Genomic DNA, 25076 nt, shown 5'->3' on the forward strand with positions numbered 1-25076 from the left:
CGAATGGCCCGTCGTCTCCGCTCCAATGGCCGAGACCCTGACCGGTGCCAGCCGCGCCGCCGTCCAGCGCAACCTCGCCTGGATGGAAACGCGAGGCCTTATCCGCGAGGTGACCGGGCAGGGTCGGTATCGGATGTGGCGCGCCACCAACTGAAGACCTCAGCGAGACCCGCAGGCGATGAAGCGTAAGAGCGCGGAGCAAGCAAAACCGACTTTTTGTGTCACATCGCCGACCCAGAGCGCGATGCTACATCCGTAGGGCGGGGCCAAGCGGTCATTCGTGAAAATTGCAGCGAAAGAGGAAAAGAGCCCAAGGACGAAGCCGCTTCGCGGCATTGGCGCATTTGGCTGATGTCGTGAGCCCATTCCGCCGAATGCTGCGTTGCGTTCCAATGGCCGCAATCGCTGATCAACCGAACGATAACCCTCAACGGGATTTGTGGACAATCGAGACGCCGACGATTGCGAACGCGCCACCTAGGATAGTCGTCCAGTTTGGCCACATACCAACAAGTGGGATCGACAGAAGGCTGGCGACAGGGGCCATGAAAAACAAGAGGTTTGCGGCCTTTGGAGCGCCGAACCCGTCAATCGCGACCATCCATGTGACATAGGCGAGCGCGCCGGGAAAGAGCCCGAGAAAAGCCAGCGCCATCAGGGCGGAAGGGGGAGCAGTGCCAAACTGACCCAAGCCCCAGACCGCCCATGGTGACAACAGGACCGCCCCTGCAAGCAAGGTCCAGAAACTGCTGACCAGCGGACCATATCGCGCGATAAGCGGCCTCTGAAACGCAAAGAACGCACCGGAACAGACCGACGCCATCAGTATGAGTGGCGCACCGGCGCCAAGGTCCATCCCGCCTGGTTGACCCGTGGCAATGATCGCAGCCCCTCCAAGAGAGATGCCGGTTCCGATCCAACCAGCGCCCCCGAACCGCTGGCGAAAAAAAACGATTGCCACGATGGCGGCAAAGACGGGCTGACAGGCGATCAGAAAGCTCGCGGCAGCCGGGCTGACGGTCTTCTGGCCGGTATTCAGCAGGCAATTGTAGATTGCGATCCCAAGAGCGCCACAGAACAGAAACCATGCCGCATCCCGGACCGTTGGGAGCGTCGGCCCGCCGTTCCGGAACAGCACGAGTCCGAACAGCGCGACTGATGCGATCAGAAACCGGAAGGCTGCAAGAGGTAGCGGGTCGAACCCGGTCAGGCCCAAAGTGATGGCGGGAAAAGACCCCGCCCAGAACAGGATGGTGACAGCGGCACAAAGTCCGGCGGCAGTCAGCTTGGCTGATTGTGTTTGCAACATGAGAACAGGATACTTGCGGTGGATTCTGTTGCATATGCTGCAAAGAAAGGCTCTTCTGTGCGCATGACGCACAGCATTTCCTCCCTTCCTCCAACTGAAACCTTGCTGGCCTTCCAGGCCGCGCGTAATGGCGGATCGTTCGCACAGGCGGCGCGCGCACTGAACGTCAATCACGCGACTGTCTTGCGGCGGGTGCAGACACTCGAAGCCTGGCTCGGCACGCGCGTCTTCGAGCGCAGTGGTCGCGGCGTAGTGCTGACGCCCGCCGGTCAGCGGTTTTCGGCGGACCTCGATCAAGCCGTCGAAACCTTGGAGCGCAGCGCGGATCGGTGGAAGCCCGCTACCGGTCCGACGCTCATCCGGCTCAGCGTCCTGCCGTCTTTCGCCCGTCTTTGGCTGATGCCGCGTCTGCCCGATCTGATCGGCAAACCGCAACGCTACCGGATCGAGTTGTCTCTTTCGCATCAGCCTGTCGCACTAGGCGATGGCCAAACCGATGTCGCCATTCGCTATGGCAAAGGCGATTGGGACGGGCTGACCGCCATTCCATTGCGCCGCGAGACATTGTGCCCGGTTGCATCCGCCAGGTTGAGTGGCGCGGCGGAAAAGATGACACCGCAGGCGATTGCCGCTTTGCCGCTGATCCACGATTCCGACACATCGCTCTGGCAGCACTGGTTTGCGCAACACGGCATTAGATACCGGATGAAGGCGTCTGACATGCGGTTCGAGGACTACGACCTTGCTTTGGAGGCGATGCGGCGGGGCATCGGGGCCTTGTTGCGGCGCGAACATAACGAAGAGCAAGTGTGCGAGCCGGATGTGTTGCGGCTCAACGAAAGCAGCGCTGAAAATCCGCGGCGCCATTTCGTCGTTGTCTCAGCGCACGAGCAGCGCGTTTCTGTTCAAAGATTTGTGGAGTGTGTATGTGCGCACGACGTGTAATCCGGACAGGCAGAAGATTTGACGTCTGAATCTGTGCTTCACGCACCCATACAAAGCGATCATTGAACCCGATTTCGTAGACAGCCGCTTTGTCCCGCATTTCAGTCGCTCGTTGGCCGCCCAGAAGCTGAGACAGAATTTTTCCATGCCCATGATCCAAAAAAACAGACCGAGTAAAGCCATCGCGTCAAGATCGCAGTCGGGTCGTTTCACACTCATGACCGAACCAACTTGTAATCAGGGAAAACAGAGTTGATACGGCTTCCCGCTCTTCGATTTCGTTTCGCAGCATCACGCCAGAAAGGGCTTCTGCCGCGCCCACAATAGCCGTACAACGAATTGTAAGCACATCCATAGGAGCTTCGACGTAGGGGCGAAAGGCTTGTGCATACGCGTCGACATAGCGGCGCAGCAGATTGCTAGCAAAATGTTCCATGTCCTCGTCCCCCTGAAGCGCAGCGACGATGGCGAATGCTTCCGGCCCTACTGTCGCGTAACACCGCATGTACGCTGTACTTGCTGCTTCGGCGACAGACCGAAAGTTAGGGTCGGCTTTTGCCAAGCGGTCTCGGAGCATGCCGAATTGCCGTTCGGCTATCTCTTCGTAAAGCGCGATGAACAAGCCCGATCTTGTCTGAAACTGGTCGTACACGACCGGTCGGCTGACTCCAGCCGACTCGGCGAGTGACACAAGTGTCAGCGCGTCTGCGCCGTGCGCGCCGACCATGGCTTTCGCTGAATCAAGAAGTTGCCGCCTTCGTTGATCTCGACTCAGGCGTGTTCGCTTCGTTCTGACATCCATATAAGAATCCGATTGACTATATACATAGTGTAGGTTAAATATTGTACATAGATGCGCTCACTTAGTCTAGTGGGCGTAAGTTAGTTGTAGGATCAGAACGAGATGGCAAATGAAAATAGATGGGTTCTAGTGGTTGGCGCTTCCGGCGTTGTCGGGCGACAGACGGCAACTCGGCTTCGGCAGCGATGGCCTGACTTGCCTATTCTTGCAGGCGGTCGCAACCTTCAGCGAGCGGAAGCCATAGCCGCTGAGCTCGGCAACTCTAAGGGCGTGGCATTGGATTTGAGTCGCCGCGATCTCGGATTAGCTCATGGCGTTTCTGTCGGCGCTGTCGCCATGTTTGTCAAAGATGAGACCCTGAACGGCCAGCTCTTTGCGCAGGATCACGGTGCCGCCTTTATCGATATCTCAAGCGCAGCCTTCGAACTTGGGCCCCAGGCGGCGGTTTTCAGCGAGCGTCCGCAAGCCGCTCCCGTGCTGCTTGCCAGTAATTGGCTTGCTGGTACGAGCACATTTGCTGCTCTTGACCTCGCAAGCAGCTTTGATCGTATTGATAGCATCCTTGTATCGGCTTTGCTGGATGATCAGGATATTGGCGGGGGCGCTGCGGAAGCCGATTACGTGCGCCAGACACAGGCTGGACCGTCCGGCTTATTACGAAAGAACGGCCGCTTCATATGGGTCTCCGGAAAGGATGCGGCAGGTACGTTCGAGGCAGTGGACGGAAGAAGCTTTGACGCGCAAGCGTTCGGAAATCTTGACGTGCTGAGCTTGTCGGCAGCGACTGATGCACAGGATATTGTTTTTCAGTTTGCGGTTGGCGAAACCTCCTCTCGCCGACGCGGCGAAAGGTTTTCCCACGAGATACTGGTCGAAATCGGCGGCACCTCTCAGGATGGACGGCGGACGCACGCCAGGCGCGCTATAGTCCATCCTGATGGTCAGGCTCCCATGACCGCTCTGGGTGTCAGTTTGGCAATCGAAGACATGCTCGGGCTCAGGACAGGTAAGAAATTGGCCCCAGGACTGTACCTGCCGCACGCCGTTGTCGATCCCACGCGGGCGGTCAATCTGCTTCGCGAGATCGGTGTGACAATTGATGACAAATGGCATCATTCAGATGGCTTCGAAGCGATCAGGTCGGAGAAGCTGGTGCCATGAGCAGTGATAATAGTGGCATTCTCATGGTCGGTGGATACGGTGCCGTGGGTCGTGAGGCTGCAAAAACTATCCGGCAGCTTTACCCGAATATGAAGCTCATTATAGCCGGGCGTGATGTCACGCGAGCGACTGCACTCGCGGAGGAGCTGGGCGTCGCGCAGGGCGTCGGGTGCGATCTCACAACGCCCGGTTTGGGACTGGCACCCGGTCTTATTTATCGAGCCGTCGCTTGTCTTTGCCAAGGACGAGTATCTGCATGCGCTTGATAACGCTATCGCTAACGGGGCCGCGTATGTCGCGATATCTGACTATGCAGTCGAGATTGCACCGCTCACCACTCGCTCAGGCACCGACGGTCGACAAATACCAATCCTGCTGTTCGGCCACCATCTTGGTGGCCTTGTTACGATGGCAACTCTGCATCATACTCGGGACTTTGCCGACGTCATCTCAGTTCGCGTTGCCGCGATCTTTGATGAAGCCGATCTTGGTGGCGCGACGGCCCAAGCCGATGCCGCTCGTGTTGGGCGCGCAACACCGCACCCTCTGATCCGGCACGAAGGTCGTTGGCTCTGGGCAGAGGGGTCGAACCTGACGCGGCGGTTTGCTGGATCGGATGGGGTTGTCTATGAAGCCAGCGCTCTTTCGTTGTTGGATGTCGCTAGCATCGCCGCTGCTACGAAGGCGCGGTCGGTGCGATTTGATGTTGCTGTTCGCGAACCGTCGCCAACTGCCCGCCACGAGGTCGTTATCGAGGTCGAGGGACGCGGCAGAGACAGTCGTACTATCAATCGGCGGATAACGATAGAGAGTAACGGCTTCCATACGATGGCAAGTGGACGCGTTTTAGCATTCGCCTTGGAGCGCGTGCTAGGCCTTGATGGCCGATCAGCGACTCCCGCTGGCTTGTGGTTTCCCGAGAACGTGCTTGATGCAGCACACGTGGTCAGCCTGGCGTGCGAACACGGTATTGCGATCAATGGTCAGAATGCACCGATGTAACTCATAATGGCTTTGGGCGGACAGTTTGGCGATCTAAATTATCTTTGCACGTAAGCTCCATTCGCATGCGCTGTGAGCCGGGGCTTTCGACACTTATCGGCGGCATGGCGGGACTCGTCACGGGTCGTTTTCGCTATCTCCGCATCGCTGCCGGTCAGCCGGGTCGAAAATCTCTGGACTTAACTACATGGTCAGAAGCGGTTGGTTTGGTCAGGGAGAGAAAGGCTTGAGTTCTGGCTGGAGGGGCCGACGCAAGGAGCCCTTCTCGCACGCATTACACAGGCGGGACACGTCAGTGTCGGCACATGGCCCAAAGTCCGGGATGATCGGTTATCGCACCAAAACCGTCCGTGACGAGCGTCGCGCGGTAATCGTGCTGCTGTGAGGCATACGCATAGGTTTGCGGGCCAGTCCGATGGTAGCTTTGTGGCAGCCGTTTTACCGTCCAATCTTCGGTGTCAAGCCACACCGCTACGCAGTCCGCGTCGGAGCCCTCAGAGAGATCCATTCGTCTGATCGCATTGGTATTACTGGCGGGCGTGAAACCGAGGTCGACGTCACTTAACCCCTGCATAGCAGGGTCGATTTCGCCATTTATTCGCCAATCCCCTGTCCTCTCGTGTTCCAGGATCAGATTGAAAGGACGATCACCGATCCATCCCGATACAGATGCACTGCGACTCCGCCACGCGCGGTCGCAGAACAAGCGATACGCCAGATTGGCGACAGCTCCGTTTTGTTCGAAAACAGCAGTGCCTTCGATCGTCCAACCCTGCGCGGTCGCAGCAATCCGACAAGCATCGTGCCCTTGTTGATCTAATCGGCGCCACAATACGGTGTGCATCAAACTCTCCGTTTTCTGTATCATACTACCTTTCGCCGCTAACGGCAGCAATGCCCCCGCACAGCCGCCGTTAGCCGATAGGTTCGGCGCCGATCTTGCTTACGGGCGCGGCGAAGGTCCGGTTTGAGCCCTTCTTGCATTCCTCCTTCAATGCAAAGAATGTCGGCTTCAACTAGGTGAAGGAGATGGCTCGTGAAAATAATGTGTCTGAACGGTTGGGGAGGAAAACTGCACAGTGCCCTATTACCGTATGTCGAAACCACCGCGCCCGACATCTTGTGCCTTCAGGAAGTCATTCATAGTCCAGAGTCCAAAAAAGATTGGCTGACCTACCGTGATGGTGATCATACTCTACCACAGCGCGCCAATTTCTTCCGTGATGTCTCGCATGCCTTGCCCAATCATGTCGCGGTCTTTTGTCCGGCAGCACAGGGCGTCCTTTGGGACGAGGATGAGCCAATTCCGTCGCAATTTGGACTGGCAACCTTCGTGCATCGATCCTTCCCAATAATTGGTCAGGTGCAGGGTTTCGTTCACAAAGACTTTTCACCGGTTGGCTATGGCGATCACCCTCGGTCTCGTAGCGCACACGGTATCAGGGTCTATGACTACACTGCCAAACGGACAGTTAGTGTCACACACATGCACGGGCTGCGCGACCTAAACGGCAAGATGGACACGCCCGAACGTACCGCCCAAGCGCGAAGGTTTTATAATCTTTCATGTCAGGTATCCGAACCTGAGGACGTGGTGGTCGTCTGCGGTGACTTCAATGTCGAACCAAACAGTGAAACTCTCGCGATCCTGACAAATGCTGGGATGACGGAATTGGTGACAGGTCGCGGTTTCGCCAGCACCCGAAACACGCAATACAAGAAGCCCGGACGGTTCGCAGACTACATGGCTATAAACCAAAAAGAGGTCGTGAAGGAGTTCGATGTCATCCACGATCCTGAAGTCTCGGATCACTGTCCGCTTGTTCTCAAGCTATAGCCTCTAACGCCAAAGCTGCCCCTCAATTTTCCTGATCGAACGGCAGTAAAGTCCCGCGTTGCGGACGGTGGCAAGCTTTCCGATGAACGTCGGCTCGCTGTCCGGTAGGGGATTGTTCACAGGACGCCGGATCACCGATGACCTCGTCCCAGCATTTGCGGCAGAAAACGATTCTCATTTGACTGGTCCGGATATAGTATCATTGAGGGGGCGTCTTGCTTTACACAAGATGGCGGCCAGAACGAAGCCATGTCGCTTTTCACAAATGAGTTCAGTGGATTGTCGCTAGCCGTGCAGTGAGCTTGAACGAAGGTATGGAAGCGAGCCTTCGAAGATATGGAGTAGAAACCATATCAGGCTTCGAAGCCCTTGAGAAATCGCTTGAGCAGGTCATCCAGTTGGGCGCGCTTGTCGTCTGACAAGGCGGAGACCAGATTCGCCTGGGTTGAAACATGCTCGGTGACAGCCGTGTCGATGATCTCGACTCCTTTGTTCGTCAAAGAAACGAGGAAGCCGCGGCCATCTGCCGGGTTTCTGACCCGTTCAATCAATCCAACCTTCGCCAGTTGATCGATGCGGTTCGTCATTGTGCCTGATGTCACCATTGTGGATGCCATCAGTTCACCGGGCGACAAGGCGTAAGGCGAACCGGATCTGCGCAATGTTGCCAACACGTCAAAACTGGCGGCATTCAGACCGTGCGCGGCCCATGTCTTTGCCATGCCCAGCATGAGATGCTGATGAAGACGCTTGATCCGCCCGATCGTGCCCATGGGCGCGATGGACAGCTCGGGGCGTTCCCGATGCCATTGCTCCAGAATTTTGTCGACGTGATCCATACCGTCATCTTAGCAGCGCTTGTATCTTGACTTCAAGATTAATCGCATTGTATCTTGAAGTCAAGATAACTGGCTGGGGTGAGTAGATTATGCGGATATTGAAGACGGCTCACGAACTTCCATCCGGCACAGGCTGGCTGACCCCGTTGCTTTGTCTTCTGGGCGGGGGGGCGCTCCTCGGGCTTTCCACCAATCTGGCAAAATATGCGGGCGACGTTGGATTGGCACCGCTGGCCTTCCTGATCTGGTCTATTACCGGGGCCGCAATCCTTTTGCTGATTATTGCCCTGCTGCGGAATGATCCGCCGCCTCTCAACATGGGCAGTCTGAGGTATTACACCATTGCCGCTTTGGTCAGTGTGGCCGGGTCGAACCTGATCTTCTTCTCGACCATCCCCCATATTGGCGCTGGGTTTGTCGCCCTGATCATCGCCCTGCCGCCGCTCTTGACCTATCTCGGGGCGCTGGCGATCGGGATCGAACGGTTTCAGGCTCTGCGCGCTCTTGGCGTTGCGGCGGCACTTGCTGGCGCGGGCATCCTGGCGATCCGCAAGTTGTCTGCGCCGGACGCCGATGTTCTCTGGATTCTGCTGGCGCTCTGCGGGCCGGTGCTACTGGCGGTCGGCAACATCTATCGCACATTGCACTGGCCGCGCGATGCGTCCCCCGAAGCATTGGCACCGGGGATGCTGGTAGCGGCCTCGATCATGCTGGGAATGACAGGTTTGCTTCCCGGCTTCACGCTCGCAGTGCCAATGGGCGATGCTATGCCATTTCTCCTGATTGCCGCGCAGGTACCGGTTTTCTCGGGACAATTCCTACTGCTGTTCCTGCTGCAGAAGACCGCCGGACCGGTTCTGCTGAGCCTGCTCGGATCGGTCGGCGCGGTTGTCGGCGTTCCTATCGCGGTATTGCTACAAAACGAAGCTGTGCCAGACGGTCTGTTGCCGGGAGCCTTCCTGATTGCTCTCGGTGTTGCTCTTGTCACATGGGGCGGCATGAAGGCAGCGACTGCACGCAAAGGCGTAAAATCGTGAGCCCCCCAAATATCGACAAGGATTAACCAAATGAAGATCACCATTCTTGGAGCGACCGGTAGTGCCGGTCGCCGGATTGTCACCGAAGCCCTGTCGCGAGGTCACGAGGTGACCGCTGTGGCACGCAAAGGCTCAGATGACATGCCGGACAAAGTCACCTTCAACATCGGTGATGCCGGAATTTCCGAAAATGTCGCTCAATTGGCCAAGGGTCAGGACGTCGTCATCAGCGCAGTTCGGCCCTCTCCGGGCCAAGAATCCACCGTCGCCGAGACAACCAAAGCTCTTCTGCGCGGCATGGGCAAAAGCGGGACCAGATTACTGGTTCTGGGCGGTGCTGCCAATCTCGTTGTGCCGGGCAGCGACGGAAAGACAGTGATCGAGAATGCGAATTATCTGCCGCCGGAATTTCGCCATATCGGTCAGGCCAGTCTCGACCAGTTGGAGGTTTGCCGCACTGAGACGGAGGTGGATTGGGCATACCTCAGCCCCTCAGCGTCGTTCAATCCGGGAAAACGCACCGGTCGCTATCGGACGGGCCAAAACGAGTTGCTGGTCGATTCCAACGGGAAATCGGAACTGTCGATGGAGGATGCCGCTGTGGCACTGCTGGACGAAGCGGAAAACCCGAAACACCACCGAGCGCAGTTCACCATTGGATACTGACGCACCGTCATAGCTTGTTATTCGGTTTTAGGGGTTCCAGCGCCCGATAGGCTGTGAGGCAGGACACGCCGAGATTGCGGGCGATCCGGGTCTTGGAAATGCCCTGCGTTACCAGCCTGCGGATTTCTCCGTCGCCCACTCGCTTACGTCGTCCCTTGTAGGCTTGCGCCACGTCGTGCGTCCGTCGGCTCATGCCGTCCGGCACCAATCAAGCCATCGACATCCCCGGTAGCGGGCGCAGCGGCCAGGCCGGTTCCGGTTTTATGCCTGAAGCTCCCGTTCCATCATCTGCCGCCGGTACGAGGGTGCTTGGAAAATACAGTTCACCAGATCGTCGGGCTCAGCCCGCTATGCGATCAAAACGTGCCTGCGCCTGCTCTATTTCGCTCGCATGAGCGCCGATCCAATCGGAAACGACATCTAGCTTCATAGCGATCTCACGGCCCATATCCGTAAGTGCGTAAGATACCTGGGGCGGAATGGTTTTTTCTACATGTCGGCTCACCAGACCATCGCGCATGAGTAGTTTGACAGTTTGAGACAGCATTTTCTCACTGATACCCTCAACTGTGTTGCGCAACTCGTAGAAACGCAAGGGGCTGTTTACCAGAGCGATCAGGATCAGAAATCCCCAACGGCTTGTGACGTGATTAAAGACATCACGCCATAGACAGCCCTCCGTAAGAAGGCTTTGGGTTCTGTCATCTTTAGTCACGTCCACCATGTTAGCGCCTTACCAAAAAGTGCGTTCTTGTCTGGGTCGAGGGCTTTCATATAGTTAGTTCATAACCGAACGTCATGTGCAAGTCAGTGGACGCAAAAGGAGTGTGAAATGAAGCCATCCCCAGAATTTTATTCCATCATCGACTACTCGGCATCCAACGCCGAGGACCAAGCAAAGATCGCGTCAGCGTTCGCAGAGATCCAGAAAGAATGGGTTGCATCTTACCCTGGATATGGCTCCGCTCGCTTCTTGGCCAGCACTGATGGATTGATCGTGCGAGCAATAGTCGAATGGGAGACCGAAGATGCCTTCCACGCCTTCGAACGCGAGTCGGATTCGAAAGGTCGCATGGCTGCGCTGGAGAGGGCCTTTCGCGAGCTTTCCACCCAAGGTTCGAGACAAACCTTTGTCCCAATCGGAGAGGTCCGACCATGAGCATTGAAGTCTATTCCGACTTTGTTTGTCCTTGGTGCTACATCGGCCACCGAAAGCTGAAAAACGCGCTCGCAGACCTTTCACCCGATGCCCGCCCGAAGATCACTTGGCGCGCCTATCAACTTGATAGCAATGCGAGCAATGTCCCCGATCAGACCGCTGCCAAAGCCATGCTCGGATGGTACTCAAGCGTAGAAGAGGCAGAGGCGCGGATCGCGCAAATTATTTCAACGGGCAAGGATGAAGGTCTCGATCTAAATCTACACCGTGCGCTTCCCGTCAACACATTTGATGCGCATCGTCTCATCCATTTTGCTCAAGGAACCTTGCAAGCGGAAATGTTGCGCGAACGCCTCTTCCGAGCATATCACTCAGAAGGACTAAACATTGCTGATCTGGATGTCCTAGCTGGTATTGCTTTGGAGGCGGGTATTGAACAAGCAGAAGCACGTAGATTTCAGCAATCCGACAGGTTCGGTGATGCTGTTCGGGAGGACCTAAGCCGAGGTTCTCAGCAAGGCATTCGCGGGGTGCCAAGCCTAGTGATAGATGGTGGTCAGCCTGTATCAGTTAATCAAGACGGATTGGCGTTGAGAGACTTACTAAAGCGTGCCCTACACTAACCTCTTCGGCCGGACCTGCGCGCGCCTTTTGTGCAGGTCCGAGCGGGGTCGGAAATGCTTGGCATTTGGGTCGGAATTGCTTGGCACGGCTCACTGATTAGATACTGAAAATTGGGTGCCAAGAGTCGGAGATGCGTGGCATTTGACACCCGTTGTGTCAGATGCCAAGCAAAACCGACTTTTGGGGGGTGCGGACAAAAACTTGGACTGTTTTCACGGCATAAGGCCGAGGCTTTTTCGGTATTCGATTGGGCTTCTGCCGCCAAGGGACATCTTGATGCGTGTTTCGTTATACCAGCGGATGTAGGCGTCAACCTCGTCAATAAACTGAGCCGCGGTGAAGGCCCGCCAATCCCGAGGATAGAAGAACTCCGTCTTCAGGCGTCCAAAGAAGCCTTCACATGCGGCATTGTCTTGCGAGCTCGCCTTTCGTGACATCGACCGAACGAGCTTTGCCGCGTCTATACGTTCCAGCCAGCCAGGCCAGCGATAGTGGCCTCCGCGATCGCTGTGAACTACGGGCCGCGCTTCGCTGTCAGCGATGGTCTCAACCGCTGCATCAAGCATGGTGTTCACGAGATCGGCGTCCGGTCTGGTCCCAATGGTCCAACTTATGACGAGGCCGTCGAAGCAATCGATGATCGGGGAAAGATAGACTTTTCCCGATCGGAGGTGGAACTCAGTAATATCAGTTAGCCATTTCTCGTTGGGCGCGGAAGCCTGGAAGTCACGCTTGATTATGTTCTCGGGCGCAGGGCTGATCTCGCCCAGATATGAGCTGTAGCGCCGCCGCTTGGGCTTTGGGACGACCAAGGCTTCTTGTTTCATCAGGCGCCGCACCACTTTCTCGGAGATCGAGATAGAGTGCCGCATCATACAGGCTCTGAGGCGTCGGTAGCCATAGCAACGATGGTTGCTTTCGAAAGCCTCCTTCATGGCGTGGCGCACGGGAAGATACTTATCGTCCAGTGCGATACGAGCGCGGTGGTAAAAGTAAGAACTCCGCGCGAGACCCAGCCGGGCCAACAGCGCCGACGCCTTATACCGATTTTTTAGGGCGACGATCAGCTTGGTTTTTTCCCGATTTCTCAGCCCCTGCAGATCGCCGCCAAGATCCTTTTTTATCAGTTCACTCGCAGTCTTGAGCAGGTCATGCTCAATCTGAAGTTCGCGGATGTCGCGCTGCAGGGCTTCACGCAGAAGTTCCAATTCTTCGATCTCTGGATCTAAGGAAGCACTTTTCTTGCGTTTCATTGTGGCAGGAGCCTCCGAGCCAAGGAACTGGTTTTTCCAAGCATACAGCGTCGGCCTGCTAACTCCGACCTTTTCTGCCAAAGCCTGCGCACTTTCTTGACGACTATAAAGTCCAACCACAGCGGCTTTCTTCACGGCGTCAGAGTGATTTCCTGCTCCATATGCCCCGGTGGAAACTGTCCCGGTCTCAGGAAAGGCCTCGCGCACCCAAGCCGTCAGCGTGGCCCGGCCAGGATAGCCTAAGGCACGCAGCGTCCATGAAATACAGCGCCCCTGGCCGGCATAATGCTCCAACGCCACCCGCTTCTGTGCATCTGAGAATTTAGGCGGGCGCGACACAGAACGTATCCGCAAATCCTGCCGACGTTCATATTCTCGATGCCAGCCTTTCAAGGCATTCTTCGTCGGATACCCCAACTCACGGATGGTGGCCCGCACGCGCTTGCCGAGCTTGATATAAAGCTCAACCGCGCGCATTCGATCTTCGTAGCTATACATGAACTATCTCCAAGATAGTCCAACTTTTCGTCCGCACCCCCTTGGGGTCAAAATTGCATGCTTGTTCACATATCTGTCGGAGCCGACGGCTACCTTGCGAGTGACCGCACGAGCGCCACCAAGGGCGCGAAGTCGTGCTGATCGGCGGCTCTGAGTGCTGCGATGTAGGCTGACCGGTGTGCACTTTCGGCGTTCAGCGTTCCACCACCAGACCAGTCGAGGAAGATGTCCGGATTGATCTTCGCCAAGTAGGCGTCCGCCATGATCCGCGCCCAACGTCCATTGCCGTTGGCGAAGGGATGGATCCACACATGGCAATACCCCTAGATCATATGGAAGCAATTGGCGTATTCTGACCCGCTGCAAGCCACCATTGCCCGCGTCTTCGGACAAGAACATAGAGTGCCATCTCGGAAAACACTCCGGCGGCCGCCGGTTCGAGAGCTACTCCGCTCGCGTCGATCGCCGCACGCCGCACATGGGCTACCACCACATCAACGGCGACTTTGCGCGCCGCGACGATCTCGTAGCGTGACGGCCCGGCGACGTTGGCCGACAGGAGCTGCCCATGGATTGCGTGTAATTCTTCGTATCCGAGCAGCGTGCCTCCGTTTGGATTGCCCCACATCACATCCAGCGCGAAGTGCCGGTTATAAATATCGGCGTTCCCTTGGTCGATGCCATCCTGTAGCTCCGCAATGATGCTTTCTGTTGCAGCTTGCGCGCTATCGAGATCACTGCAGCCAAGTCGGGGCCGGTCCTGATTGTCGTCAGACGAAACGCGCAGGGGGGCAAGCGCCCCGCACCATGCGATCAACTTGTCTAGCATGGCGTCGAGTGCAGCGGCTTTGCGTTCGTTCGCAGACACAACACCATCCGAAAAATCGCTCAGCGATAGACCAACGGATGGGCCGACATGTGCGATACCAAGTTCGCTCAGGATTCCGCGCAGATGCTCCACCGCCCGAACGCCATTATCGACACCGTAACTGACGAATGCGGCAGCCTTGTCATGCCACTCGACATACAGATGATCGAGCGCGTTCTTGAGCGGGGCGGGAATTGAGTGGTTGTACTCCGGCACAACGAAGATGAACCCGTCATATCCTGCAACGGTCTCCGACCAGGCGCGCGTTCTTTCCTGTTCATAGGGCGGGCCGAAAACCGCGGGTTTCGGTTCGGAAAGGAGCGGCAGGTCGATTTCAGCGAGATCAACCAACTCAAAGTGGGCATCGGGGCGCGATACGTTCTCCAATACCCATTCTCCGACATGCCGCCCCTTTCGAGTTGGTCGGGTCGAGCTGACCACGATCGCTATCTTCATCATCAAATTCTCCAATTCATTGGGTTGCCAACGATTGGTATTCCAATTAATATCTCTCTATGAAATTGTCAATGCACGGTGCCGCGCCGACGCGGCGTTTATGGAGCCGACCCACATGGTTGCTCAACCATCTTGCCGGAAGCGGGCGGCGCGTTCTGGGAAACCAGGTCGGGCCTGCCTTCGAACGCAACAAATATGGTATCCTCGCTGCACTCGCTGACGGGGGGGCTGCCAGCCAGAGCGTTCTCTCATCGCGCACCGGGCAGGACCGGGGAGACCTCGTAGCCATGCTCGACAAACTCGAAGCCGAGGGCCTTGTTGCTCGACAACCCGATCCATCCGACCGACGCAACAAGCGCGTCGAGATGACGGAACAGGGCCGTTCCGAGTTGAAACGGCTCGACAAGCTCGTGGCCGAGGCGCAGGACATTTTACTCGCGCCCTTAACACAAGATGAGAGGGCAGAATTCTTGAGGTTGATGAAGTCTCTGCTTATTCATCACGAGAATTATCAAGAGCCAGATTGAATGAAAGCCAGCATGAAGCAGCCATCCATATGCGACTCAGCACACGTCAGATTGGGCTCGTTCCCGACTTTCGCTGTCCAAGCTGCGAACAGCTGCTACCGGACAAAAAAATTCGGTCAGAATATGTAGGACAAATACGGTCCGTCCTATGTACCCGGAGTAGAAACGCTTGGGTTCAGGTCTGCTGCGTGTCGCAGTTGACCGATGTGAGGCCATGTCCTGTTAATGTGTTCAGCCAGCGCCAGCGGGTGCTTGTTCCTTGGCACGCGATTTCAGTCGCTCGTCGGCCGCCCAGAAGCCGAGACAGAATTTTTCCATGCTCAAGATACAAAGAAACAGACCGAGTAAAGCCATCGCGTCAAGATCGCAGTTGGGTCGTTTCACACTCATGACCGAACCAACTTGTAATCAGGGAAAACAGAGTTGATACGGCTTCCCGCTTTTCGATTTCGTTTCGCAGCATCACGCCAGAAAGGGCTTCTGCCGCGCCCACAATAGCCGTACAACGAATTGTAAGCACATCCATAGGAGCTTCGATGTAGGGGCGAAAGGCTTGTGCATACGCGTCGACATAGCGGCGCAGCAGATTGCTAGCAAAATGTTCCATGTCCTCGTCCCCCTGAAGCGCAGCGACGATGGCGAATGCTTCCGGCCCTACTGTCGCGTAACACCGCATCGCTGCCGGTCAGCCGGATCGAAAACCTCTGGACTTAACTACATGGTCAGAAGCGGTTGGTTTGGTCAGGGGGAGAAAGGCTTGAGTTCTGGCTGGAGGGGCCGACGCAAGGAGCGCACAGCGGACGGCCATCGATGGTCAATTAATCGCGCCCCAGCTTATAAGCTGGGGCGCGATTAATCGTTATACGCCGTACTGCTCGATGACATCTGCAAGTGCGACATGGCCTTGACAGCACCCGTTGCCAGTAAGCTGTTCACCATTCTCAAGCCCTGTCGCAAACACAACAGCAGGGTCTGCCTCAAGAACTTGACGGATGGCTGAGATTTTCGGCCAGCGCGCGACTTCTGCGACCTGATGAAATTCCAGCCAGCGTGCTACACCGACAAGAATACCATCTGCCAGTGTCGGCCGGTCCCCCATCAGGTAGGGCCCGCTCTCAATCAGCCCTTCCAGTTTGTCGTGACGGTCAAGTACGCCTTCAATGCCCAGCTTTTGCCAGGCGGCCTGAACAGCAGGCTCGGGGACGTCCATCTCCATTGCGGCCCAAAGGGGGCCGAAGGCTCCGGTGAAGCCTGTATTGACGAAGGCCATCAGCTGATGCATGCGATCAGCGTCACGCGAGAGCGGATCAAAACTGATGCGCCGCTCAGCATCCCTTGCTTCCAGCCAAGCGGCGATGGCCATTGTTTCAGTCACGATCTGGCCCTTATCCGCGATCAAGGCAGGGGTTTCGATGCGTGGGTTTAGCTTTGCATAGGCCGGATCGCGCATTTCTCCGAACATATCGACACGGCAAAGCCGGTAGGGCTTACCAAGCCATTCCAGTGCTGCGACCAGCCCCATGGAGCTTCCCGACGGGAAGCCATATACTAAGATCGGCGTCATTGTTTATTGTCTCCAAGGTTACATAGGATGACGCTGCGCAGCGTATTCCGAACCTGAAGTGTCTGTCGGATCAAGTAAATTACGAACCTTTTTGTTACCATGAGGCGTTTATGAAAGAGCTTATTTCACGCTGTCCGATAGAAGAGGTGATGCAGGTCCTCAGTGGCCGCTGGCCGACGCTCTTGGTTTACTATCTTCAGGATGGGACAAAGCGGTTCAGTGATCTGCGTCGGGATAACCCGACGATCTCGCACAAGATGCTGACCCTTGAACTGCGCAAGCTTGAAGATGCCGGTGTGGTGCAGCGCACCCAATTTCCCGGCTACCCCCTTCGGGTTGAGTATGACTTGACGGAGGCTGGGCAAAAACTCGTCCCGTTGCTTGATGGCTTGGGGGAATGGTGGCTGCAGAATGATGAGCAAACAGGGGTCAACGTGACCGATGGCACTTCGCTAGGTGCTGAGTAGAGTACTTCGCGTCATAGAAGCGAATGCGCGTCCGATCCGTCTTAGGCTCAGGACCCATTAATCGACTTGAGGCTACGAGGCCTGCATGATTCACCGTCCCCAAACCAAAGGGGGCATTATGAGCAATCTGTATTGGCTGAGCGAGGCTCAGATGAAGCGGCTTCAGCCTTATTTCCCGAAGAGCCATGGCGTGCCACGTGTCGATGACCGGCGGGTCCTCAGCGGTATTATCTTCATCAATCGCAACGGCTTGCGCTGGCGTGACGCGCCGCGGGAGTATGGGCCGCACAAGACACTCTACAACCGATGGAAAAGGTGGAGTGATATGGGCGTGTTCGCCAGGATTATGACAGGCCTGGCGGCAGAGGCACCCGACAACAAAACGATCTCCATCGACGCGACCTACCTCAAAGCACACCGCACGGCCTCAAGCCTGAGGTCAAAAAAGGGGGGCGTGGACGTCTGATCGGTCGCACGAAGGGCGGCATGAACACCAAGCTGCATGCCGTCACCGATGCGCGTGGGCGGCCCATACGGTTCTTCATGACGGCTGGTCAGGTCAGCGACTACACTGGAGCGAGAGCATTACTGAGCAGTCTTCCGACCGCAGACTGGCTCCTGGGGGACCGGGGATATGACGCGGATTGGTTCCGTGAAGGCCTTATAGACAAGAAGATAACGCCCTGCATCCCCGGTCGAAAGTCACGCGACAAGCCCGTCAAATACCCCTTTCGTGACATTGCTTTGCAATGCACTGTCGGGCAATGGACAAGCGCCGCTACAGAAAGCGCAACCGGATTGAAATCATGTTCGGACGTCTAAAGGACTGGCGGCGCGTAGCAACGCGCTATGACCGAAGCCCCAAGGTCTTCCTTTCTGCCGTCGCTCTCGCCGCAACCGTGATCTTTTGGTTATGAGTCCAGAGCCTAGAAGCGGTGACACGAACTGTCCCAGGAATAGACTTGCTGTAATCACACCTGCTGTTCGACCACGAGTTTGTGGCGATGCAAGTGCCATGGCACTTGCGAAGATATTCGGGATGGCGATCCCCATCCCGAGACCTGTCAGCCCCGTCCCACACATCACCGTCAGTAATGTGGTGCCTGCGCCTGTCACGGTAATGCCGAGAGCCATCGCCGCCAGACCGACCACAAAGATGACCTTGGCACCCATTCTACCCCGCAACCTGCCGAAAGTCAGCGACGCCATAGCGGAAACGAATGTCATTAGCCCCATAGATCCTTGTGTGGATCCTTCACGCCCAGAACTTACCACAATGCCGCTTCAAACTAAACTATTCTAATAATGTATTAGAATCACTTGAATGTGATTTAAAGTATCATAATATATTATTCTAGAGAATCGACAACGGGGAGGAACTGCAATGCGTGAACCGCTACTTCAAATCACGGGTCTTTCCAAAGCCTATGGTCCGGTCAAGGCCCTGACCCACGTAGATTTTTCGCTAGAGCGAGGCACGGTTCATGCGTTGGTAGGAGAGAACGGTGCGGGCAAATCCACCTTGATAAAGGTGATCGTTGGGGCAGAAGAGCCTGACAGATCCGGCGTGCTGCGTGTCTATGGACAGCCCATCAAGACGCATTCGCCACGACTTGCTCGGCATCTTGGGATCGCAGCCATACATCAGGAACTCAGTCTCGCTGACAATTTGACGGTGGCCGAGAACATGCTTCTTGGCCAAGAGGTTGCGAAAATTGGCTGGGTCCTGCGCCAGGCGACGCAGGCGCGCTGCGCCAAGGTGCTCTCTCGTTTGACGCAGGACTTCACCTGCACCGCGCGGTTAGGCGATCTCTCTTTGGCGCAGAGGTATTTGGTGGAAATTGCTCGCGCTCTGATAGCCGACGCACGGGTCTTGATCCTGGACGAACCGACGACCGCGCTTTCGCACCGCGAGGCCGATGCATTGATGGAAATCGTGAAACAACTCCGGGACGACGGCGTGGGCATCGTCTATGTCACGCACAGGATGGAGGAGATCTATCGTCTAGCAGATTATGTCACCGTCCTGCGCGACGGGCGTAGCATCGCCCGTCTGGATCGGGCGGAGGTGACGGAGCGCAGGGTGCTGGAGCTGATGGTTGGGCGCGATCCGTCGGACTTTTTCAAGCGGCAGCGGCGGGCGGAGAACGGCCCGATTGTGCTTGAGGCCAAGGGACTGGCCGGACCGGAGCTGCTTCGTGACGGCACTGTAACCGTCCGGGCTGGTGAGGTGGTCGGGCTGGCGGGGCTGGTCGGATCGGGGCGAACTGAACTGGCAGAATGCCTCGTCGGTTATCGACGGGCCACCGCGGGCGAGGTCCGTCTTTTCGGCACGCCAATCCAGCCAGCGGGCGTCGCGCGTTCGGCGAAAGCCGGTCTCGTTTATCTCACCGAGGACCGGCGAAAACTGGGTTTGTTTCCGGATATGTCCGTCGCCGACAACATCAACGTCCTGACCACACGCGCCGACGCCCGCCTGGGCTGGCTGCGCCGTCGGGGGCGCGAGAGTGTGCGGGCGCAGAGGACCATACAGGCGCTGGCAATCCGCGCGTCGGGTCCTGACCAGAGCGTACGGCGACTATCGGGCGGCAATCAGCAGAAGACGATGCTGGCGCGCCTTTTGGAGAGCGCACCCAAAGTCGTACTGCTGGACGAACCGACGCGAGGGGTCGACGTCGGCGCGAAGGCGCAGATCTACGGCATTATAGAAGACTTCGTGAAGGGCGGCGGGGCAGTGCTGATGATCTCGTCCGACCTGCCGGAACTACTGGGTGTGGCCGACAGGATCTTGGTCTGTTACGAGGGTCGCATTGTGGGCGGTATGGCGAACACGACCGACGCACCTGCAACCGAGGCACAAGTCATCGCACTGGCGACCGGAATGACGGAGGCGGCAGCATGAGCGACGCGCCCCAGTCCGCCAATGCATCGCTGTCGCCCCTGCGACTTGACGCGCGGAGGATGCTACGGGCACTCGGAATGCTGCCGGTGCTGGTCCTTTTGTGCATCGGGTTCACCTTGCTGAACGACCGGTTCATTACGATTCAGAACCTGCAAGTGATCACCCAGCAGGCCTCGATCAACCTGGTACTGGCATGTGGCATGACAGTGGTGATCCTAACTGGCGGCATCGACCTCTCGGTCGGGTCGATCCTAGCCGCTTCGGCGGTGGCGGGCGTGGCGGTCAGTCTCTCGCCCGCCTTCGGCGCACTGGCCCCGCTTGCGGCGCTCGGGGTCGGGCTGGGCTGCGGTCTGCTGAACGGCCTACTAATCGGCGGGTTTGGCTTGTCGCCCTTCATAGTGACGCTTGGCGGGCTGACCGCTATACGCGGTCTGGCGCGCATGATGGGCGAGGACCGCACCGTCATCAACCCCGAGCTGGCGTATGACGTCATCGGGAACGCGCATCTTCTCGGAGTGCACTCGCTGGTTTGGACCGGCATGGCCGTCGCGCTGCTGACCTGGGTGATCCTGCGGCGGACCGTTCTGGGCGTACGGATTTACTCCGTCGGTGGCAACATGGAAGCGGCGCGCATGGCTGGCATCCGGGTGTGGGTCATCCTGCTAGTGGTCTATGCCTATTCAGGTCTGCTGGCGGGGCTGACCGGGGTTATGGCCTCGGCCAGGCTCTACTCTGCCAACGGGCTGCAAATGGGACAGGCCTATGAACTTGACGCGATCGCGGCGGTGATTTTGGGCGGCACCAGTTTCACCGGAGGACAGGGGGGCATCGTCGGCACCATCGTCGGCGTGCTGATCATCGCGGTTCTGTCGAACGGGCTGGTTTTGGCCGGAGTGCCGGACATTTGGCAATACATCATAAAGGGCTCGATCATTATCTTCGCCGTCGCGTTGGACCGCCTGAGGACAGGGCGCGGCTGAGCATTCATCACCACGGGAGGACTACCATGAAACACCATGCATTTGCCGTCGCGGCCGGGATTTTTGGAGCGGCGACAGGAGGCGGCTGGGCTGAAAGCCTGGACAATATCGGCATTATCTCGGGGCCACTCGGCAATTCGTTCTACGTGTCGCTGGCTGCCGGGGCAGAGGCCGCCGCGAAAGAGATCAATCCAGACGCCAAGGTCACCGTGACTTCTTACGAGAACGACTTGGGCAAGCAGTTCAACCTGATCGACAGCCTCACCGCCTCAGGGGCGCAGCTGATCGCACTTGTGGCGGCGGATCCGGATGCGATCACCCCGGCCATCAAGAAGGCAGTCGATGCAGGCGTCACCGTCGTAGGTATGGATGCTGCTGCCAATGCAGCGCAGGCCAATGTCGTGACAGACAATGTGCAGGGCGGGTATATCGTCTGTTCCTACATAGCCGAACAGATGGGCGGAGAAGGCAAGGTTGCGCTGATCAACGGCCCCCAGGTGCAGGGGGTGATCGACCGGATTGCCGGCTGCAACCAGGCATTGGCGGAAAATTCTGGTATTAAGATCGTCGCGGATGAGGAAGGCGATGCCAGCCGTGATTCCGGCTTCTCGGTAATGCAGCGCATCCTGACGCGGGAAGGCAAGGTCGACGGGGTTTTCGCGATCAACGATCCGATGGCCATCGGGGCCAATCTGGCGGCAAAGCAGGCGGGCTATTCCGGTATTACCATCGGTGGTTTCGACGGCGGGGCGGAACTGGTGAACGAGTTGAAGTCGGAAAGTATGGTCGCAGCCTCGGCCGCGCAAGACCCCTTCTCGCTTGGCTTTCAGGCGGTGAAACTGGGCGCGGCGATCCGCGACGGCAGCGAGGCCGCCGGCCAGCTGGTCAAGGCGCCGACGGGTCTGGTGACCCGCGACACCGTCGACAGCTATCCCGGCTGGCGAGAGAAATAGGCGCATCGGGCGTCGGAACGACGGGATCCCGGGGGGGCAGGCCGCTCCGGGTCTCGCAGAATTTCTAGTAGGAGAGAAGCATGACGAAAAACCTTACGGCTTATCTGCAGGGCGCCGCGGAGACGGGGCAGATCCATGGCGGAGAACTGCTGGTCCTGAAGGGCGGCGAAGCGATCTATCATCAAGCCTTCGGGCGTCGGGACGAGATTCGGAAGATGGAGACTGGGCAAGTCTATCGGCTGGCCTCGATCACCAAACCGCTAACCAGTGCGGCGGCGCTTTCAGCTTTTGCAGGGGGGCAACTAGAACCAGGAATGCCGGTGACCGACTTGCTGCCGGAGTTTCGTCCGGTGCTGCCGGACGGTCGCGTTCCGGTTATCACACTCGGTCACCTGCTGACGCATACCGCTGGGCTGAGCTATGCCTTCCTTGAGCCGCGCGACAGCGCACATTGGCAGACCCAGGTCTCGACCGGGCTGGACCAGCCGGGGCTGTCGCTGGAGGAAAACCTCGCACGCCTGGCCGCCGCGCCGCTGCTGTTCGAGCCGGGGACCGCCTGGCACTACTCGCTCGCGACAGATGTAATCGGCGCGGTGCTTGAGCAGCTGCACGGCCAACCGCTGGAGACGGTGCTCCGCCGGGTCGTTCTGGATCCGCTCGGCATGTCGGAGACATCCTTCGCCGCGCCGATGGATCGCGACGGGATCGTCCCGCCCTACTGGGACGGCGACGGCATCGCGCGGCTGATGAATGCGGAGGAGCAGCTGGTTCCCTTCGTGGAAGGGGTGACCTATGCGCCGGGGCGGATCTTCGACGCAGCGTCATACCACTCCGGCGGGGCGGGGATCCGCGGCTCGGCGCGGGACATTGCAACGTTTCTGGAATGCATCCGAACCGGCGGCGCGCCAATCCTGCCAACGCGCGAGGCGAAGCTGATGCACACCAACATGATCGGCGACATCCCGGTGACGACCGATGGGCCGGGCTGGGGCTTTGGATACGGCGCTGCGGTTCTGCGCGATCCGGTCGCGGCCGATACACCGCACCGCACCGGCACCTTCCAGTGGGGCGGGGCCTGGGGACATCATTGGTTCGTCGATCCGGAGGAGGAACTGGTGTCGGTCCAACTGACAAACACCGCGCTGCGTGGCATGACCGGTGACTTCCCGAACGGCGTGATCCGCGAAGTTTATGCCGCCTTCGCCAGCTGACGATGGTCCGGGTACCGCAAGACGGCGGCGCCCGGCATGCATTCAGACCGCCAACACGTTCTCCGGAATATCGAACCCGGCGCTGGTCATCACGTTGCGCAGGGTCGATCCGCTTACGCGGCCGACATCGTCCACGTGCATCGCGTCCGCGGCATCAGAAAAGACTTCGGGTCCAATGTTTTCCAATCCCTTTTCACGCAGGATTGACAGGATCTCGACCACTGGCATCTCGCCCTCGCCACCGAACTTGCGGTAATGCGCAGTGTCGTCAAAGAGCGAGGTACCCTCCTGCTGCTTCAGCGCGTCAGCGACCTGGCAGGACTTCAGATGCCGCTCCGGGATCGACCTCAGCAGGTCGGGGTCGTACTTCCCTTTGGGAAAGTGCCAGGTGTCGATTAGGATGCCGGAATTGTTCGCGCCTACAGCCTCCACTATGGCCCAAGCGTCTTCGAGGTTCGGCAGGCCCCAGAAGGGCATGAATTCGAGATCCACCCAGATGCCTTCTGCCTTCGCGCGGTCGCAGAGCCGCCCGAAGCCGTCGACCAGCGTGTCGAAGGGCACCGCGCCGAGGTCGTAACCCGCGACCGCAAGCATGTCTGTGATGCCCAGGCCCGCGCACATCCGAAAACATTCGTCGGCGTCGATGTCGAACTTGCCAGCGAGAGCCGGATTCACCTCGTCCGGCACTCGGATAGGAGCCCAGTCGGTGATCGTATCGAGATGGCTGATCGTCAACCCCGCATCCCCGGCCATGGCCACCATGTCGGCGTCGCTGAGGCCGTCGGCCCGTGCGTTGCGCCAAGTGATCGGGTCGACCGCCAGATGCGTGAACCCGCCAATACGTGCTGCGCGCACGTGTGTGCCAAATCCGTGTGTCCGCACTGCCGCGGGCCAGAAAACATATCTCATTCGTTCCTCCGATGTGTTTGAGGACATGGTATAGTAATCTATTAGATGATCAACAATATATTTTTATGTTGACGAATCGATATTGGGCAGACAGGTTGATACAGGGAGCGGCCGGTTTGACTCGGTCGAGGAGTTTGGAGGTTCAATTGAAAAATCTGTTGATGAGCACGTTCTTGGCGGGAACGGCGTTACTTGCCCCGGTAGTAGCAACCGCACAGGACAACATTCCGCTGATCGTGAAACACACAGGCAACTACTATTTCGCCATCGTTTCGGCCGGCGCCCGCAAAGCAGCGGAAGAGCTGGGTATCAATACTCCCGTTCAGGGTCCCACATCGTTCTCGGACATTCAGGGCCAGATTGGTATCCTCGAAAATGCGGTCTCGTCGGGTGCGACCGCCATCGTGATTGCGCCGCTGGAGTATTCCGCATTGGGTGGGCCGATCGACGAGGCCGCTGAAAGCGTGCCAGTCATCGCGGTCGATTCAGCGGCAGATTCCGAGGCGATCACCGCAATGGTCACCACCGACAACGTCGAGGGAGGCCGCCAGGCGGCCGTTGCCTTGGCGGATGCAGTTGCTGCAGCGCATGGCACACCCGAGGGCAAGGTCGCGCTGATTGTGGGACTCGCCGGACAGTCGACATTCGATCAACGAGTCCGCGGTTTCAAGGAAAAGCTCGAGGCCGACTATCCTGGGCTGGAAATCATAGCTGAACGCATCGCGGGTGGTCAGGCCACCGAGGCAGTGAACATCATGACTGACCTCCTGACTGTGCATCCCGACATCCGCGGTATCTTCGCGCCCGACCTCGTGACGGGGGCCGGCGCCGGGCAGGCAGTGCTGGAAAACGATGTGCAGGACCAGGTGAAAATTGTGGCCTTCGACAGCGACGAAAAACTGGTGCAATTTCTCTCGGATGGCGTCATCGCAGCGCTGATCGTCCAGGATCCCTTCCGGATGGGATACGAGGGCGTCAAGGCGGCCTATGCAGCGGCCCATGGCGAGACGGTCGAGAAGCTCATCGACACCGGTGTGAACGTCATCACAAAGGAGAACATGTCCTCTGAACGGTCGCAGGAACTGCTGAGTCCGAAGGTCGACTGAC

Annotated in this window: 29 protein-coding genes and 1 pseudogene; 17 read left to right on the forward strand and 13 right to left on the reverse strand. The window is 57.9% G+C overall.

Annotated features, from left to right (window positions below; all coding sequences use genetic code 11):
- The coding region (locus IMCC21224_RS27990; protein WP_255348004.1) for a helix-turn-helix domain-containing protein at positions 1–154 on the forward strand (154 nt) is incomplete at its 5' end.
- 273 nt (positions 155–427) lie between these two features.
- On the opposite strand, the gene IMCC21224_RS21530 is transcribed toward IMCC21224_RS27990, so the two are convergent.
- Complete coding sequence (locus IMCC21224_RS21530; protein WP_047997684.1) at positions 428–1309, reverse strand: DMT family transporter; 882 nt, start codon at positions 1307–1309, stop codon at positions 428–430.
- Between the two features lie 18 nt (positions 1310–1327).
- Between IMCC21224_RS21530 and IMCC21224_RS21535 the strand changes: the two genes are divergently transcribed.
- Positions 1328–2254 carry a LysR substrate-binding domain-containing protein gene (locus IMCC21224_RS21535; protein ID WP_053079148.1) on the forward strand — a complete coding sequence of 309 codons (927 nt, stop codon included), beginning with the start codon at positions 1328–1330 and terminating at the stop codon, positions 2252–2254.
- Positions 2255–2441: 187 nt separating this feature from the next.
- On the opposite strand, the gene IMCC21224_RS21540 is transcribed toward IMCC21224_RS21535, so the two are convergent.
- Positions 2442–3056 (reverse strand): TetR/AcrR family transcriptional regulator, encoded by a 615-nt coding sequence (locus IMCC21224_RS21540; protein ID WP_047997685.1) that lies wholly within the window; start codon positions 3054–3056, stop codon positions 2442–2444.
- Positions 3057–3251: 195 nt separating this feature from the next.
- Between IMCC21224_RS21540 and IMCC21224_RS21545 the strand changes: the two genes are divergently transcribed.
- Both IMCC21224_RS21545 and IMCC21224_RS21550 read left to right on the forward strand, forming a co-directional pair.
- Positions 3252–4217: an NAD(P)-dependent oxidoreductase gene (locus tag IMCC21224_RS21545; protein ID WP_231582175.1), complete on the forward strand. Its 966-nt coding sequence runs from the start codon at positions 3252–3254 to the stop codon at positions 4215–4217.
- 114 nt (positions 4218–4331) lie between these two features.
- Positions 4332–5219 (forward strand): hypothetical protein, encoded by an 888-nt coding sequence (locus tag IMCC21224_RS21550; RefSeq protein ID WP_047997687.1) that lies wholly within the window; start codon positions 4332–4334, stop codon positions 5217–5219.
- A 292-nt stretch (positions 5220–5511) separates the two neighbouring features.
- Here IMCC21224_RS21550 and IMCC21224_RS21555 read toward each other — a convergent pair whose 3' ends face one another.
- Positions 5512–6063, reverse strand: a complete 552-nt coding sequence (locus IMCC21224_RS21555; protein ID WP_047997898.1) for a putative glycolipid-binding domain-containing protein — start codon at positions 6061–6063, stop codon at positions 5512–5514.
- 201 nt (positions 6064–6264) lie between these two features.
- Here IMCC21224_RS21555 and IMCC21224_RS21560 point away from each other — a divergent pair, with 201 nt between their 5' ends.
- Positions 6265–7056, forward strand: coding sequence for an endonuclease/exonuclease/phosphatase family protein (locus tag IMCC21224_RS21560; protein WP_197089308.1), 792 nt, complete (start codon positions 6265–6267; stop codon positions 7054–7056).
- A gap of 353 nt (positions 7057–7409) precedes the next feature.
- On the opposite strand, the gene IMCC21224_RS21565 is transcribed toward IMCC21224_RS21560, so the two are convergent.
- The gene (locus IMCC21224_RS21565) at positions 7410–7895 is read right to left on the reverse strand and encodes a MarR family winged helix-turn-helix transcriptional regulator (RefSeq protein WP_047997689.1); all 486 of its coding nucleotides are present in this window, start codon (positions 7893–7895) and stop codon (positions 7410–7412) included.
- Between the two features lie 89 nt (positions 7896–7984).
- Here IMCC21224_RS21565 and IMCC21224_RS21570 point away from each other — a divergent pair, with 89 nt between their 5' ends.
- Both IMCC21224_RS21570 and IMCC21224_RS21575 read left to right on the forward strand, forming a co-directional pair.
- The gene (locus IMCC21224_RS21570) at positions 7985–8932 is read left to right on the forward strand and encodes an EamA family transporter (protein WP_047997690.1); all 948 of its coding nucleotides are present in this window, start codon (positions 7985–7987) and stop codon (positions 8930–8932) included.
- Positions 8933–8962: 30 nt separating this feature from the next.
- Positions 8963–9598, forward strand: a complete 636-nt coding sequence (locus IMCC21224_RS21575) for an NAD(P)-dependent oxidoreductase (RefSeq protein WP_047997691.1) — start codon at positions 8963–8965, stop codon at positions 9596–9598.
- Between the two features lie 7 nt (positions 9599–9605).
- Here IMCC21224_RS21575 and IMCC21224_RS27995 read toward each other — a convergent pair whose 3' ends face one another.
- Both IMCC21224_RS27995 and IMCC21224_RS21580 read right to left on the reverse strand, forming a co-directional pair.
- Positions 9606–9791 carry a helix-turn-helix domain-containing protein gene (locus IMCC21224_RS27995; protein WP_156178394.1) on the reverse strand — a complete coding sequence of 62 codons (186 nt, stop codon included), beginning with the start codon at positions 9789–9791 and terminating at the stop codon, positions 9606–9608.
- 147 nt (positions 9792–9938) lie between these two features.
- A complete protein-coding gene (locus IMCC21224_RS21580) occupies positions 9939–10322 on the reverse strand; it encodes a helix-turn-helix domain-containing protein (protein ID WP_047997692.1) in 384 nt (127 codons plus the stop codon).
- A 108-nt stretch (positions 10323–10430) separates the two neighbouring features.
- Between IMCC21224_RS21580 and IMCC21224_RS28285 the strand changes: the two genes are divergently transcribed.
- Positions 10431–10757 carry a hypothetical protein gene (locus tag IMCC21224_RS28285; protein WP_047997693.1) on the forward strand — a complete coding sequence of 109 codons (327 nt, stop codon included), beginning with the start codon at positions 10431–10433 and terminating at the stop codon, positions 10755–10757.
- A complete protein-coding gene (locus IMCC21224_RS21590; RefSeq protein ID WP_047997694.1) occupies positions 10754–11380 on the forward strand; it encodes a DsbA family oxidoreductase in 627 nt (208 codons plus the stop codon). Before IMCC21224_RS28285 ends, IMCC21224_RS21590 begins: the two co-directional genes overlap by 4 nt.
- A gap of 213 nt (positions 11381–11593) precedes the next feature.
- Here the strand turns inward: IMCC21224_RS21590 and IMCC21224_RS21595 are convergent, their stop codons facing one another.
- The 3 genes from IMCC21224_RS21595 to IMCC21224_RS27370 all read right to left on the reverse strand — a co-directional run bounded on the left by IMCC21224_RS21595 (position 11594) and on the right by IMCC21224_RS27370 (position 14471).
- On the reverse strand, positions 11594–13132 hold the full coding sequence (locus IMCC21224_RS21595; RefSeq protein ID WP_047997695.1) for an IS3 family transposase: 1539 nt from the start codon (positions 13130–13132) through the stop codon (positions 11594–11596).
- A gap of 89 nt (positions 13133–13221) precedes the next feature.
- A complete protein-coding gene (locus IMCC21224_RS21600) occupies positions 13222–13443 on the reverse strand; it encodes a Fic family protein (protein WP_082135397.1) in 222 nt (73 codons plus the stop codon).
- A gap of 17 nt (positions 13444–13460) precedes the next feature.
- Positions 13461–14471, reverse strand: a complete 1011-nt coding sequence (locus tag IMCC21224_RS27370) for an NADPH-dependent FMN reductase (protein WP_197089285.1) — start codon at positions 14469–14471, stop codon at positions 13461–13463.
- Positions 14472–14527: 56 nt separating this feature from the next.
- Here IMCC21224_RS27370 and IMCC21224_RS21610 point away from each other — a divergent pair, with 56 nt between their 5' ends.
- Positions 14528–14983, forward strand: a complete 456-nt coding sequence (locus IMCC21224_RS21610) for a MarR family winged helix-turn-helix transcriptional regulator (RefSeq protein ID WP_047997697.1) — start codon at positions 14528–14530, stop codon at positions 14981–14983.
- 358 nt (positions 14984–15341) lie between these two features.
- Here the strand turns inward: IMCC21224_RS21610 and IMCC21224_RS21615 are convergent, their stop codons facing one another.
- Together IMCC21224_RS21615 and IMCC21224_RS21620 are read right to left on the reverse strand one after the other, a co-directional pair.
- Positions 15342–15590 (reverse strand): hypothetical protein, encoded by a 249-nt coding sequence (locus tag IMCC21224_RS21615; RefSeq protein WP_156178395.1) that lies wholly within the window; start codon positions 15588–15590, stop codon positions 15342–15344.
- Positions 15591–15842: 252 nt separating this feature from the next.
- On the reverse strand, positions 15843–16547 hold the full coding sequence (locus tag IMCC21224_RS21620; RefSeq protein ID WP_047997698.1) for a glutathione S-transferase family protein: 705 nt from the start codon (positions 16545–16547) through the stop codon (positions 15843–15845).
- A 110-nt stretch (positions 16548–16657) separates the two neighbouring features.
- On the opposite strand from IMCC21224_RS21620, the gene IMCC21224_RS21625 reads away from it, so the two are divergent.
- Together IMCC21224_RS21625 and IMCC21224_RS27375 are read left to right on the forward strand one after the other, a co-directional pair.
- Complete coding sequence (locus tag IMCC21224_RS21625; protein WP_047997699.1) at positions 16658–17014, forward strand: helix-turn-helix domain-containing protein; 357 nt, start codon at positions 16658–16660, stop codon at positions 17012–17014.
- A gap of 118 nt (positions 17015–17132) precedes the next feature.
- Positions 17133–17931, forward strand: a pseudogene (locus IMCC21224_RS27375) (IS5 family transposase).
- On the opposite strand, the gene IMCC21224_RS29020 reads toward IMCC21224_RS27375, so the two are convergent.
- A complete protein-coding gene (locus IMCC21224_RS29020) occupies positions 17819–18250 on the reverse strand; it encodes an MFS transporter (protein WP_082135400.1) in 432 nt (143 codons plus the stop codon). The pseudogene IMCC21224_RS27375 and the gene IMCC21224_RS29020 overlap by 113 nt on opposite strands.
- 148 nt (positions 18251–18398) lie before the next feature.
- Between IMCC21224_RS29020 and IMCC21224_RS21640 the strand changes: the two genes are divergently transcribed.
- The 4 genes from IMCC21224_RS21640 to IMCC21224_RS21655 all read left to right on the forward strand — a co-directional run bounded on the left by IMCC21224_RS21640 (position 18399) and on the right by IMCC21224_RS21655 (position 23060).
- A complete protein-coding gene (locus tag IMCC21224_RS21640) occupies positions 18399–19916 on the forward strand; it encodes a sugar ABC transporter ATP-binding protein (RefSeq protein ID WP_047997701.1) in 1518 nt (505 codons plus the stop codon).
- Complete coding sequence (locus IMCC21224_RS21645; RefSeq protein WP_047997702.1) at positions 19913–20896, forward strand: hypothetical protein; 984 nt, start codon at positions 19913–19915, stop codon at positions 20894–20896. The genes IMCC21224_RS21640 and IMCC21224_RS21645 overlap by 4 nt, the downstream gene beginning before the upstream one ends.
- Before the next feature lie 26 nt (positions 20897–20922).
- Positions 20923–21849, forward strand: coding sequence for an ABC transporter substrate-binding protein (locus tag IMCC21224_RS21650; protein ID WP_047997703.1), 927 nt, complete (start codon positions 20923–20925; stop codon positions 21847–21849).
- 80 nt (positions 21850–21929) lie between these two features.
- Positions 21930–23060, forward strand: a complete 1131-nt coding sequence (locus tag IMCC21224_RS21655; protein ID WP_047997704.1) for a serine hydrolase — start codon at positions 21930–21932, stop codon at positions 23058–23060.
- Between the two features lie 42 nt (positions 23061–23102).
- Here the strand turns inward: IMCC21224_RS21655 and IMCC21224_RS21660 are convergent, their stop codons facing one another.
- The gene (locus IMCC21224_RS21660) at positions 23103–23969 is read right to left on the reverse strand and encodes a sugar phosphate isomerase/epimerase family protein (protein ID WP_047997705.1); all 867 of its coding nucleotides are present in this window, start codon (positions 23967–23969) and stop codon (positions 23103–23105) included.
- A 161-nt stretch (positions 23970–24130) separates the two neighbouring features.
- On the opposite strand from IMCC21224_RS21660, the gene IMCC21224_RS21665 reads away from it, so the two are divergent.
- A complete protein-coding gene (locus tag IMCC21224_RS21665) occupies positions 24131–25075 on the forward strand; it encodes an ABC transporter substrate-binding protein (RefSeq protein ID WP_047997901.1) in 945 nt (314 codons plus the stop codon).
- Position 25076 lies beyond the last annotated feature (1 nt).

It is taken from the genome of Puniceibacterium sp. IMCC21224, from assembly GCF_001038505.1.
GTDB lineage: Bacteria > Pseudomonadota > Alphaproteobacteria > Rhodobacterales > Rhodobacteraceae > Puniceibacterium.

What these genes read in the sequence shown, in the direction of transcription:
- IMCC21224_RS21530 (WP_047997684.1), bottom strand. Translation starts at nt 1,309, where the DNA reads ATGTTGCAAACACAATCAGCCAAGCTGACTGCCGCCGGACTTTGTGCC.
- IMCC21224_RS21540 (WP_047997685.1), bottom strand. Translation starts at nt 3,056, where the DNA reads ATGGATGTCAGAACGAAGCGAACACGCCTGAGTCGAGATCAACGAAGG.
- IMCC21224_RS21550 (WP_047997687.1), top strand. Translation starts at nt 4,332, where the DNA reads ATGTCACGCGAGCGACTGCACTCGCGGAGGAGCTGGGCGTCGCGCAGG.
- IMCC21224_RS21555 (WP_047997898.1), bottom strand. Translation starts at nt 6,063, where the DNA reads ATGCACACCGTATTGTGGCGCCGATTAGATCAACAAGGGCACGATGCT.
- IMCC21224_RS21560 (WP_197089308.1), top strand. Translation starts at nt 6,265, where the DNA reads ATGTGTCTGAACGGTTGGGGAGGAAAACTGCACAGTGCCCTATTACCG.
- IMCC21224_RS21565 (WP_047997689.1), bottom strand. Translation starts at nt 7,895, where the DNA reads ATGGATCACGTCGACAAAATTCTGGAGCAATGGCATCGGGAACGCCCC.
- IMCC21224_RS21570 (WP_047997690.1), top strand. Translation starts at nt 7,985, where the DNA reads ATGCGGATATTGAAGACGGCTCACGAACTTCCATCCGGCACAGGCTGG.
- IMCC21224_RS21575 (WP_047997691.1), top strand. Translation starts at nt 8,963, where the DNA reads ATGAAGATCACCATTCTTGGAGCGACCGGTAGTGCCGGTCGCCGGATT.
- IMCC21224_RS27995 (WP_156178394.1), bottom strand. Translation starts at nt 9,791, where the DNA reads ATGAGCCGACGGACGCACGACGTGGCGCAAGCCTACAAGGGACGACGT.
- IMCC21224_RS21580 (WP_047997692.1), bottom strand. Translation starts at nt 10,322, where the DNA reads ATGGTGGACGTGACTAAAGATGACAGAACCCAAAGCCTTCTTACGGAG.
- IMCC21224_RS28285 (WP_047997693.1), top strand. Translation starts at nt 10,431, where the DNA reads ATGAAGCCATCCCCAGAATTTTATTCCATCATCGACTACTCGGCATCC.
- IMCC21224_RS21590 (WP_047997694.1), top strand. Translation starts at nt 10,754, where the DNA reads ATGAGCATTGAAGTCTATTCCGACTTTGTTTGTCCTTGGTGCTACATC.
- IMCC21224_RS21595 (WP_047997695.1), bottom strand. Translation starts at nt 13,132, where the DNA reads ATGTATAGCTACGAAGATCGAATGCGCGCGGTTGAGCTTTATATCAAG.
- IMCC21224_RS21610 (WP_047997697.1), top strand. Translation starts at nt 14,528, where the DNA reads ATGCACGGTGCCGCGCCGACGCGGCGTTTATGGAGCCGACCCACATGG.
- IMCC21224_RS21615 (WP_156178395.1), bottom strand. Translation starts at nt 15,590, where the DNA reads ATGGAACATTTTGCTAGCAATCTGCTGCGCCGCTATGTCGACGCGTAT.
- IMCC21224_RS21620 (WP_047997698.1), bottom strand. Translation starts at nt 16,547, where the DNA reads ATGACGCCGATCTTAGTATATGGCTTCCCGTCGGGAAGCTCCATGGGG.
- IMCC21224_RS21625 (WP_047997699.1), top strand. Translation starts at nt 16,658, where the DNA reads ATGAAAGAGCTTATTTCACGCTGTCCGATAGAAGAGGTGATGCAGGTC.
- IMCC21224_RS29020 (WP_082135400.1), bottom strand. Translation starts at nt 18,250, where the DNA reads ATGGGGCTAATGACATTCGTTTCCGCTATGGCGTCGCTGACTTTCGGC.
- IMCC21224_RS21640 (WP_047997701.1), top strand. Translation starts at nt 18,399, where the DNA reads ATGCGTGAACCGCTACTTCAAATCACGGGTCTTTCCAAAGCCTATGGT.
- IMCC21224_RS21645 (WP_047997702.1), top strand. Translation starts at nt 19,913, where the DNA reads ATGAGCGACGCGCCCCAGTCCGCCAATGCATCGCTGTCGCCCCTGCGA.
- IMCC21224_RS21650 (WP_047997703.1), top strand. Translation starts at nt 20,923, where the DNA reads ATGAAACACCATGCATTTGCCGTCGCGGCCGGGATTTTTGGAGCGGCG.
- IMCC21224_RS21655 (WP_047997704.1), top strand. Translation starts at nt 21,930, where the DNA reads ATGACGAAAAACCTTACGGCTTATCTGCAGGGCGCCGCGGAGACGGGG.
- IMCC21224_RS21660 (WP_047997705.1), bottom strand. Translation starts at nt 23,969, where the DNA reads ATGAGATATGTTTTCTGGCCCGCGGCAGTGCGGACACACGGATTTGGC.
- IMCC21224_RS21665 (WP_047997901.1), top strand. Translation starts at nt 24,131, where the DNA reads ATGAGCACGTTCTTGGCGGGAACGGCGTTACTTGCCCCGGTAGTAGCA.